9 protein-coding genes are annotated in these 11,483 nt (G+C 52.9%); 1 reads left to right on the plus strand and 8 read right to left on the minus strand.

Going from position 1 to position 11,483, the window contains the following annotated elements; translation table 11 throughout:
• From IMQ33_RS17450 to nudF, 8 genes are all read right to left on the minus strand, one after another.
• On the minus strand, positions 1 to 1,513 hold a 1,513-nt coding region (locus IMQ33_RS17450; protein WP_196067763.1), incomplete at its 3' end, for a ShlB/FhaC/HecB family hemolysin secretion/activation protein.
• A gap of 132 nt (positions 1,514 to 1,645) precedes the next feature.
• Entirely contained in the window at positions 1,646 to 3,784 is a 2,139-nt protein-coding gene (locus IMQ33_RS17455; protein ID WP_196062663.1) for a filamentous hemagglutinin N-terminal domain-containing protein, read from the minus strand.
• Positions 3,785 to 4,264: 480 nt separating this feature from the next.
• Positions 4,265 to 5,164, minus strand: coding sequence for a LysR family transcriptional regulator (locus IMQ33_RS17460; protein ID WP_196061530.1), 900 nt, complete (start codon positions 5,162 to 5,164; stop codon positions 4,265 to 4,267).
• Positions 5,165 to 5,256: 92 nt separating this feature from the next.
• A complete protein-coding gene (gene parE / locus IMQ33_RS17465) occupies positions 5,257 to 7,152 on the minus strand; it encodes a DNA topoisomerase IV subunit B (protein WP_021179517.1) in 1,896 nt (631 codons plus the stop codon).
• Positions 7,153 to 7,241: 89 nt separating this feature from the next.
• On the minus strand, positions 7,242 to 7,817 hold the full coding sequence (gene yqiA, locus IMQ33_RS17470) for an esterase YqiA (RefSeq protein WP_196061531.1): 576 nt from the start codon (positions 7,815 to 7,817) through the stop codon (positions 7,242 to 7,244).
• The gene (gene cpdA, locus IMQ33_RS17475; RefSeq protein ID WP_021806859.1) at positions 7,817 to 8,644 is read right to left on the minus strand and encodes a 3',5'-cyclic-AMP phosphodiesterase; all 828 of its coding nucleotides are present in this window, start codon (positions 8,642 to 8,644) and stop codon (positions 7,817 to 7,819) included. Before cpdA ends, yqiA begins: the two co-directional genes overlap by 1 nt.
• A gap of 27 nt (positions 8,645 to 8,671) precedes the next feature.
• Positions 8,672 to 9,097, minus strand: coding sequence for a DUF1249 family protein (locus IMQ33_RS17480; protein ID WP_021179514.1), 426 nt, complete (start codon positions 9,095 to 9,097; stop codon positions 8,672 to 8,674).
• Positions 9,098 to 9,730, minus strand: a complete 633-nt coding sequence (gene nudF, locus IMQ33_RS17485) for an ADP-ribose diphosphatase (RefSeq protein ID WP_021179513.1) — start codon at positions 9,728 to 9,730, stop codon at positions 9,098 to 9,100.
• A gap of 283 nt (positions 9,731 to 10,013) precedes the next feature.
• Between nudF and tolC the strand changes: the two genes are divergently transcribed.
• Entirely contained in the window at positions 10,014 to 11,423 is a 1,410-nt protein-coding gene (gene tolC, locus IMQ33_RS17490) for an outer membrane channel protein TolC (protein ID WP_098929769.1), read from the plus strand.
• Positions 11,424 to 11,483 lie beyond the last annotated feature (60 nt).

Genomic DNA, 11,483 nt, shown 5'->3' on the forward strand with positions numbered 1-11,483 from the left:
GATGGCCCTTGGTCAAGCTATTGCCAGTCACTTTGCCGTAATCAAGGCCGGTATAAAGCTGTTGCCTTAGTTTGGGCAGGTTCAGGTTGATATCATTACGCAAGAAATAACCCTTGTTAGCCGACAGATTGAATTCTCCGTCAAAGCCGCGCACCGTCCAGCGGTTGCCAATGCTGAACTGGTCCTGTGTCGCGAGCCGGTCCGGGCTGTATTGCAGCTGGTAGCGCGGTTGATAGCTCATCGATTGCCCAAACAGGCTAAAAGGGACCAATGCGCTTACATCCAGGCTGACAATACGGCTTTGCGAACTGGTGCCCGCCTGCTGTTGGGCACCCAGCCACGACGTGTTGCGCTGATACCCCACCATCGCGTCGATGATTGACTGGCCGACGTAACGCCGGTGATTCAGCCTGGCAATCAGGTTAGTGACATCGCGCTCCTGAATTTCAATTTCGGTATCGTTCAAATAGTAATGCGAATTGTTCTTCAGCAGTTGGATACTGCCAGTGATTTTCTGATTTTCATTACGATAGAGCAGGCGGTTCACTTTAAGGCTCAAGTTATTACTTTTACCCTGGTAGTGAAAATCGGTCCAGGTGCCGGAAATTCGCTGTAAATATTCGCTGTGGCTGGCATACATATCCACTGACCAGAAACCATAGGGTACGGAGTAATACAGCGAGCCATTCTTGGCATTACGCGACTTTTGAAAGTGCAAATCACGCCCGACGGACGCATAGAACAGATCGTTCATTGAGGTCGGGTTATCCAGATAGACCGCCACGCCACTTTGGTAGCGCCCGGTATACTTACTGCCAGAGTCATCAAACCACCCGCCGATGCGCCAGGACGAAGGCTGTGTACGCTGGATTTCAATGTCGGTTTCCCCGGCACGCTCTCCCGGCCGCAGGATCACGTTAGCGTCAGCCCCAGGAACGCGCTGGATATTCTCCAACCCTTGTTCAATGGCCCGCAGATCCAGAATATCGCCCTTATGCCCGGGGAAGGTGGCATGCAGATTGACGTATTTGTCGCTGTCATCGCTTAAAGAGACCTCGCCAATAGCCCCAGGCAAAACGACTAGCGTCAGCACGCCTTCGTTCAAATCCTGCCGAGGAATGACCACTCGCGTAGTGATGTAGCCGTGACCAATCAGCTTGTTTTGTATGGCGGTGGCTAACGCGCGAATACCTTCAATCCCCAGACAGCGATCTTCTGCCTGGGTGGTGAATTTGTGTAGCGGTAACCACTGAGGAATTCTACCGTCCTTTTCAAGGATCACCTGACGGATTTGAAAACAGTTGGGCTCATCGGGAAAAGCAATCTTTGAACTTTGTGGATCACTACCCGCAGCGCGGACCTCTTTACCCTGTGTTTCTAATTGTTGATAACGCGCTTTTTCCTGTTCCTGTTGATGGTTTACCTGTTGTTCTATCAGTTGAACATTCTCCGCCCCTTGAGCGCTAAAAATTACTAATGCCAATAATACGGAGCCGGAAAAACGAACGTGCATATTTCTATATCCTTATAGCGCGATTTATACCCGTCGTCTTTCAAGCCGCAACTTAAAATCCATAGGGTATATAACTCTGACAGGCGTCATAAAATCAGGCAGCCCCTGTAACCGAGGCTGCCGTTCTATTTACTACTTAACCGATTTGAGGGTGATTGGGCCTTCAATCGTCCCGCTATTGGTGAAAGCGCCTGGCGTGGCCAGTACTAAATGCAGGCCGGCAGGGCTATTAACAACCGCACCACGCTGGTTGTAGAAACTGCGGGTATTAACCATCGTCTGGCCATTGTTGGAAGTCAAAGTACCGTAGTTGTAGACGTAGCCTTTATCCGCGTTGATATTGACCCCTTGCTTACCGCTCAGGTTACCGTAATGGCTGTAGCTACCGGAAAGCATCAGGGTAGCCTGCGCGTCGGCGTCGATACTACCAACGCTGTTAGCGATCGAGTCGGCAGTGATGACAGTATCTTTAGCCGATTCAATCAAGCCATAGGTGTTATCCAGGCTTCTGGTCGTAATGACAATATTGCTATCGCTGTCAATCAGGCTGTAACTATTTTTCAACAGCGAAGAGGTATTGGTGACAATATCCCCCAGCGAAGCAATCTTGCCATAGCTGTTATTGATGGTGCTGGCGATCAAGGTCATACCACCCAAACCGCTGGACAACTCGGCATCATAGGCACCTTTGGTAAGGCCTGCGTTAGTGATGGTACCGCCATTGGTATTGATATCCAGGTAATTGTCTGCCAACAAGCGTCCGGCAGTGTTATTCAGGCTAGCGCTGTTAATGAACACGTTTTTGCTACCGCGAATCGCTCCTTTGGTGTTATTCAGAGTTTGTTTATTGGTGTTAATGGTTATATTATCTTGGGACTGCACCAGCCCGGAGCTATTGTTCAGAATACTGGTATTAAGCTTTAGATCTTTGCCTGCGTTAATCGTCCCGTTAAGGTTGGTCAACGTATATCCAGCCGTATTAATATCGACAGCGCCGTTGGCTGAGTTGATCATGCCACTGGTGTTATCAAGGGTGGAGGAGGACAACACTACGCCTTTTTTGCCGCTAATAACGCCACCGGAGTTGCTTAATGTCCGGACGTAGCCATAAGCGTAAGGGTCAAGGCGCGTATTGATAACACCAACGCCTTGAATATTGCCATACTTATTATCAATACCCGCACTGACAATATTAATATCACCCTGATCTTCACCATAGGTTAAAATATTGCCTCCACCATTGCTCAACTGGCTTTTTGCAATATCGATCTTGATATTACCCGCCGCTTTAATGGTACCGTTGGCCGAGTTATTTAACGCACGACCATAGGCATAGTAATAACCATTACCCGCATTTCTGCCACGGGTGGTATCGATATTGACGTCACGCGCGGCATCGATAGTCCCTTTATTCTCCAGGATACCATCAGTCGTGATGTTAACATCACTTACCGCAGCACCAATAGTGCCCGCGTTACGTACACCAATACCGCGATCGGTGCTCACCAAGGTAATTTTGTTGGCGTACATGCCGCCCAGCTTGGCAACATCTATCGCCAGCGTAGGGGCAACGCCAGAAGGCGTCAGTTCCCCAATCTGGGTGTTATCTGCATTCACGTTGTTACGCCCAGTAGTCACTTTTAGGTCTTTGGCGCGAATATCGGCGTTAATCTGTACAGCTCGGGAGATCACGTCGGTATAGTTGCTATCCCCGGTTTTCAGGCCATTGCCGTTAATAATGATGGTTCCTTTATCCACGGTATAGCCAAGCAGCGTGCCATTGGCAACCTGCGCTTTACCAGTGGTTAAGGTGGCACGTTCAGTGTTGATAAAACCACAGCCACTACAGGTGATCCCTGACGGGTTAGCCACGATGACCTGCGCCTTCTGACCAGTCACCTCAATCATACCGTTCAACTGACTTGCCTTGGTAGAGTTGACTTCGTTGAGGATGATGGATGCAGAGCCGCCAGCCAGATTAGCGTTCCCGGCGATATTACCGGCAAGTTGCGAGGTAGAATTAGCCACACTATTATTAAGGACAACACCACCTTTATCCACATCAAACTGCGTGTAAATATTGTGGGAAACTCCGCCGTTACCTGCCTTATTGATATTTATCACGGTGCTGCCATTAGATCCGACATTAACCGCTGGCCCACCTACGGCCGATGACGTGATTGTTGCTTGTGCTACACCACCCCAGGCTACAAGGCTAAAAAAACAAATAGGCTTGAGTTTGGCGATCAGTTGTGCTCTTTGTTTATTCATCAGAATAAATTCCTTTTTATTAATGGTTTGTTAGCCATGCAGAAACCGCACTTATAAAATAAATGCAGTTTATTTAAATGATATTAACTGATGGCTTGATTAACTATCCGTCATGCGGATTCAAGTACATTAGCATGTTAATTTTACGTTAATCAATGTTATTTTAATAATACGTTTAAGTTATGCTTTTATTGATAAAATGATAGTAAGTTGATTATCTTGCGATATTAAATATCGCAATTAATATAGGCTTTTCCTTATGCTCTATTTTAAATCAGTTATAATAATTAAATAACATCCATTTTTTTATTACTGTGCAGTATAAGAATAAAATCCGAATCTCATTTCTTTATCAGAATAATCGTTAAAAAGCTTGCTAATAGTAGAAAAAACAATAATTCAATACCCAATTAAAGTTGTTCGCAGAAGAGAGTAATAGGCGGGGATGAGGGTGTCAGATAACTACCCTCCCACACATTTCTACAGGCTCTGTGCATCGGTGATATGCGCGCTGACATAGTCCAGAAAACAGGTGATCCGTGCGGCCAACTGGGCATTGCGATAATACACCGCATTGATTGGCTGGCGGACATCCAACGTTTCGGCCGCCAGCAACTGAACCAGACGCCCTTCCCGCTGATCTTCCCGCGTCATAAAATCGGCCAATTGGGCAATCCCTTCCCCCCGTAGCGCCAATTGCCGCAGCGTTTCGCCGCTGGAGGCTGATAGCGTTGGGGTAATGGCAAAGCGCTCCGCCTGCCGATGGCGCAGCGGCCACAGATTAAGCGACTCGGGCTGCGTAAAACCTAGCAGGCTATGGTGGTTTAGCTCTTCGACACTCTGCGGTGCCCCAAAGCGGGCAATATAGTCCGGGCTGGCAAGGATGCGTAACCGGCTGGCCCCCAGCAAGCGCGCGTGGATGGTGGAGTCTCGCAATGCGCCAATACGAATGGCGACATCGGTGCGCTTCTCCAGCAGATCGATAATCAGGTTATCGGTGTTCAGCTCCAGCTCAATCTGTGGGAAACGTTGGCGGAAACCGGCGACCAGCGGCACGATCACATGCTCCATAAAGGGCGCGGCAGCGTTAACCCGCAGCCTGCCCGCCGGGTTCAGACGACGTAGCGCCATCTGCTCCTCGGCATGTTCCACCGAATTGATAATTTCCCGCGCATGGGCCAAAAAGCTCTGCCCCTCTTCGGTCAATTCCAGACGACGTGTGGTGCGGCGCAGTAACGTGGTATCGAGTTTTTTTTCCAGACGGCTCAGCGCCCGGCTGATGCCTGAGGTGGTTTGGCCAAGCTGCTCGGCGGCGGCGGTAATCGAACCGCTGTCGACCACGGAGGTATAAGCCAATAGTTCTTCGAGGGTGATTTTCATGCATTCCGCCCTGGGTTATCGGGCGCAGCACGCAGTGCGCCAGGGATGGCACAATGTAAAAACGTGGGGCCGCGGTTGCGGCCCCACAGGCATCAGACTGAAAGCTCGGCGGTATCGCCCTTGTCTTGCAGCCAGTTGCGGCGGTCTTCCGAGCGCTTCTTCGCCAACAGCATGTCCATAATGGCCATGGTCTGATCGGTATTCTCGTCATCGATGGTCAACTGCACCAGACGGCGAGTGTTGGGATCGAGCGTCGTTTCACGCAGTTGCAGCGGGTTCATCTCACCCAGCCCTTTAAAGCGCTGTACGTTCGGCTTGCCCTTCTTACGCTTCAACTGCTCCAGCACGCCGGCTTTCTCTTCCTCGTCGAGGGCGTAATAGACTTCTTTGCCCAGGTCGATACGGTATAGCGGTGGCATCGCAACGTGCACATGGCCACCCTTTACCAGCGAACGGAAGTGGCGCACGAACAGCGCACACAGCAGCGTGGCGATGTGCAGGCCATCGGAGTCCGCATCCGCCAGGATACAGATTTTGCCGTAGCGCAGTTGGCTGAGATCTTCGCTGTCGGGATCGATGCCGATCGCCACCGAGATATCATGGACTTCCTGCGAGGCCAACACTTCGTCTGAGGAAACTTCCCAGGTGTTGAGGATCTTGCCCTTCAGCGGCATGATCGCCTGATATTCGCGATCGCGCGCCTGCTTGGCCGAGCCGCCCGCCGAGTCCCCTTCCACCAGGAACAGTTCGGTCATGCTCAGATCCTGCGAGGTGCAGTCCGCCAGCTTGCCCGGTAACGCAGGCCCACTGGTCAGCTTCTTACGCACCACCTTCTTCGCCGCACGCAGGCGACGTTGAGCGCTGGAGATCGCCAGTTCGGCCAGTTGCTCGGCCGCCTGGACGTTCTGATTCAGCCACAGACTGAAGGCATCTTTCACCACGCCGGAAACAAACGCCGCGCACTGGCGAGAAGAGAGCCGCTCTTTAGTCTGGCCCGCGAATTGCGGATCCTGCATTTTCACCGACAGCACGTAGGCACAGCGATCCCAAATATCTTCCGCAGACAGCTTCACGCCGCGCGGCAGAATATTGCGGAATTCACAGAACTCGCGCATCGCATCCAGCAGCCCTTGGCGCAGGCCGTTGACGTGCGTGCCGCCCTGCATGGTGGGGATCAGGTTGACGTAGCTCTCCGTCAGCAGTTCCCCGCCCTCCGGTAGCCACAGCAACGCCCAGTCCACCGCTTCGGTATCACCGGCAAAATTGCCGACAAACGCCTTTTCCGGCAGGGTGATCAGGCCGTTCACCGCTTCCATCAGGTAGTCGGTCAGGCCGTCCTGATAGCACCAGCGCTGCTCGGTGTTGTTCAGCTTGTCAATAAAGTAGATTTCAACGCCGGGGCACAGCACCGCTTTGGCTTTAAGCAGGTGCGACAGGCGGGAAACCGAGAAGCGCGGGCTGTCGAAGAACTGCTCGTCAGGCCAGAAGTGAATGCTGGTGCCGGTGTTGCGCTTGCCGCAGCTACCGGTCACCGCCAAATCCTGCACCTTGTCGCCGTTCTCAAAAGCGATGCTATAGACGTTACCGTCGCGCTTGACGTTGACTTCCACCCGTTTGGACAGGGCGTTAACCACCGAAATCCCCACGCCGTGCAGGCCGCCGGAGAACTGGTAGTTCTTGTTGGAGAATTTACCGCCCGCGTGCAGACGACACATGATCAACTCAACCGCCGGTACGCCTTCTTCAGGGTGGATATCCACCGGCATGCCGCGGCCGTCGTCGATCACTTCCAGTGACTGATCGGCGTGCAGGATCACGTCGATACGCTTGGCATGGCCCGCCAACGCTTCATCGACGCTGTTATCTATCACCTCTTGACCGAGGTGGTTCGGACGCGTCGTGTCGGTATACATACCGGGACGACGGCGCACTGGTTCTAGACCGCTGAGTACTTCAATGGCATCAGCGTTATAGCTGGATTGAGTCATCGTTGATTATTTTTTCGTGGTTGAGGGAAGGTGCCGAAATCGCCCGCTGCCTGTTCAGTATATCTGTGATAGCTGAAGTTGCTGCGGCGTCATAGCCCTAAAAAATCCACAATCTGCGGGAAGTAGTGCTCGAAACCAACGAAAGCGTGGTTTCCGCCCGACTCCACCGTTTGCCGGCAGGCGGTGTAATAAGCCACTGCCTGACCGTAATCGAGAATTTCATCGCCCGTTTGCTGTAGCAACCAGATTAAATCCGGCGACTCCAAGGGATCGACCTGCATCACTTTCAGATCATAAACGTGGCGTGACTCTAACACATATCGCTGCCCGGTGTAGGGGTTCTCGTTGCTCCCCAGATAGTCGATCAGCAGCTCATACGGCTTCACCGCAGGGTTTACCACTACCGCTGGCAACGCAAAACACTGTGATAACCAGGTGGCATAATAACCGCCCAACGAGGAGCCTACGACGCCCATCGTCTGGCCTGCCCGCGCCATCACCATATCTTCCAGCATTTCCGCCGCCTCCGCCGGGTAGGGCGGCAACTGCGGTACCAGCATGTCGATATGGGGATGATTTTCCGCCAGCCAGGCTTTGAAAGCCGTGGCCTTGGCCGAAAGCGGCGAGCTGTTGAAACCGTGCAGGTAAAGTAAGGTTGAAGGCATCAGTAGCCGTCCGAATCCATGTCGGGGCGGAAGTCATCGTTTTCCAGCCGGAATACCTGGGTTTCCACCCGGCCATCCGGCAACAGGTCGAGATAGCGCCAACCTGGGGAAACGTCGTCGATCGTAAAATTGGTGCAGTGTGGCTTGAATTGCACGCAGGTGGACGGCGTGGCCAACAGCCGACGCCCGTGCCAACCCAGATCCAATTCCTGGTGGATATGCCCGCACAGCAAGGTATTCACTTTCGGATAGCGCCACAGCACGGCCGCCAGCGTATGCGGGTTACGCAAGCTGTGTTGATCAAGCCAGGTGCAGCCGGAAGGCAACGGATGGTGATGCAGTAACAGCAGCGTGTAGCGCTCTGGATGAGCCTCCAGACAACGTTCCATCCACTCGAGCTGGTATTCACTCAGCTCGCCGTGCGGCACGCCAAACACCTGGCTATCCAGCAATAGCACCTGCCAGTTGTCCCCCAGCAGCACCTGCTTTGAAGGTGAGATACCGGCTGCGGCCAGCGCATCTACCATCGCAGGCTGAAAATCGTGGTTCCCCGGCAGCCAGACACAGGGCGCGGGCAAACGGGTGATGCCATCGGCGAAGTGCCGGTATGCCGCCTGGGAATGATCCTGCGCCAGATCGCCGGTTGCCACGATCAGGTCGCACTCACGCTGCTGCGCGATCACCGCATCCAGCACCGCGTGATAGCTGGCATAGGTATTGATGCCGAGCAAGGTCTCACTCTTGCCAGCAAACAGGTGGGTATCTGTTATTTGTAAGATCCTGACCTTGGCCCCACTCGCCACGGGCAGTCTAAACAGGCTTTCCAAATGGTGTCCTTTGTTATCTCCGTCGACCTAACAAGCCGGAACCGCCATTGCTCCATGCGCTAAACAGTAGCGCAACCAATCAGCAAGAAACTGGTTAATTTGATGCTTTTCGTCACGTTGATGCAACTTTTTGTTCGGATAATCATAACGCGCTTTAAACCGATAGATCTGCTGACTGGAACACACTTCCGCAACCATCGCGTCATGGTACAGCCGCACCGTCATCGCAGGCAGGCTCCAGTAGCTGACCGCAGGCGCAGTCTGCTCGATCTGCACCAGCGTAGTGTAACGGGTAGATTCAACAATAGTCAGACGATAGTGGGCGCCATTCACCTGATAAGTGACGGTTTCATCGACTTCGTCGTTACGCGGCATCAAACGCCGCAATTGCGCGAAGTTGGTTTCACACAATCTCATCATTTCGGGGAAGTCAGGGGTATAGCGCTTTTGCATTTAGTTGGCCCATTCTGCTTTAAGCGATTCATGGTGCAACGCCAGCCACTGCAATGCAATCACTGATGCGGCATTATCAATCGCGCCTTCTTCAACCCAGCGGTAAGCCTGTTCGCGGCTGACCACGTGGACACGGATATCTTCATGCTCTTCGGGCAATCCGTGGATCCCTTCGGCCGTCAGGGCGTCAACCTCACCAACCATAATAGACAGACGTTCGCTGGTGCCACCAGGGCTGGCCAGATAGCTCAGCACCGGCTTGCAGCGCCCCACCACCACGCCAGCCTCTTCCAATGCTTCACGGCGGCATACGTCTTCAACGCTTTCTCCCGTTTCGATCATACCCGCAACCATTTCCAGCAGCCAGGGGGAAGCTGAGCTATCGATGGCCGGGATCCGCAGTTGTTCAACCAGCACCACTTCGTCCCTGATGGGATCATAGGGTAACAACACCGCCGCATGGCCGCGCTCAAAAACCTCGCGAGTGACCTCTCCGCTCATCTCACCGTTGAACAAACGATGGCGAAAGCGATATAAGTCGAGTGAAAAAAAACCACGGTATAGCGTCTCTCGTGCAATAATTTCTACATCGTTTTTGTCGAAAGTAACGGGTGAAGGTTGCGAGCGGTTCATCTACGGATTCTCCTGTATAATTATGCCGACAAAATAAAGGGATTTGATGACAGAAACGGCGGGATTATCTTCACCCGCTTTGTGTTAGATTGTGAACCATGATATCAGGTAGCGCCGATGCAAATAGCCCAGTGTCAGTAAACGTAGCGTACACCAAGGTAAAAGTTCTGTGAGATGGCACATTAAGCCACCCTCAGCGCTCGGCAGACTCTGCTAGAATTGGCAACTATTCGTCTATCGTCAGCGCTAACATAGCAATATTGCTGCACAACAAGGAATGCAAATGAAGAAACTGCTCCCCCTTCTTATTGGTCTGAGCCTCGCAGGCTTCAGCACCATGAGCCAGGCAGAGAACCTGTTGCAGGTTTACAAACAGGCCAGGGAAAGTAACCCGGATCTGCGTAAAACCGCTGCCGACCGTGATGCGGCGTTTGAAAAAATCAACGAAGCACGCAGCCCGTTGCTGCCGCAGCTTGGCTTATCTGCCGGTTATACCTATAACAACGGCTTCCGCGATGCTAGCAACTCCAACAGCAATGTTACCCAAGGCTCACTGGGGTTGACGCAGACCATCTTTGATATGTCCAAATGGCGCGCGTTGACGCTGCAGGAAAAGGCCGCCGGTATCACCGACGTCACTTTCCAGACGTCATCACAGAAATTAATCCTGGATACGGCCACCGCCTATTTCAACGTACTACAGGCGATCGATGCCCTGTCCTACACCCAGGCGAATAAACAAGCGGTCTACCGTACCTTGGATCAAACCACCCAGCGCTTTAACGTGGGCCTGGTTGCCATTACCGACGTGCAGAACGCCCGTGCCAACTACGATACCGTGCTGGCTAACGAAGTGACTGCCCGCAACAACCTGGATAACGCGGTCGAAGTGTTACGCCAGATCACCGGCACCTTCTACCCGGAACTGGCCTCGCTGGATACCAACAAGTTCAGCACCAAACGCCCGGATGCCGTCAACAGCCTGTTGAAGGAAGCGGAAAGCCGCAACCTGAGCCTGTTGTCTGCCCGCCTGAGCCAGGATCTGGCCCGTGAGCAGATCAAATCGGCACAAACCGGCTATATGCCGACCGTCGATCTGAACGCTTCCACCAGCGTTAGCAATAACAGGTACAGTGGTTCAGAGAACATTAATCAAAACAAAGATATCGGCCAGAACCAGGTCGGCATCAGCGTTAGCGTGCCACTGTACAACGGCGGCATAACCAACTCGCGGGTAGAACAGGCGCAGTACAACTTCGTCGGTGCCAGCGAGCAGTTGGAAAGCGCACACCGCAGCGTGGTGCAAACCGTGCGTTCCTCCTTCAACAACGTTTCTGCGTCCATCAGCAGCATCAGCGCTTATAAACAAGCGGTGGTTTCTGCCCAGAGCTCTCTGGATGCGACCGAAGCCGGTTACGAAGTGGGTACCCGTACCATCGTTGACGTGTTGGATGCGACAACCACGCTGTATAACGCCAAGCAGCAGCTTTCCAATGCGCGTTATTCTTACCTGATCAACCAGTTGAACATCAAATCCGCGCTCGGCACGCTGAACGAAAACGATCTGATGATGCTTAACGGAGCACTAGGCAAGCCAATCTCCACCGCGCCAGATGTGGTAGCGCCACCCACCGCGGCACAAGATGCTTATGTTGACGGTTCCAGCACCACCCGGCCAACGGCCAGCAGATAATCTGCGGCGGCTTTGAGCTACCGAATAACGGGGCCCGGTATTTACCGCGTCCCGTTTTTT

The organism is Serratia sp. Res13-Sevr-LER1-36-b, from assembly GCF_015673035.1.
Taxonomy (GTDB): domain Bacteria; phylum Pseudomonadota; class Gammaproteobacteria; order Enterobacterales; family Enterobacteriaceae; genus Chania; species Chania fonticola_C.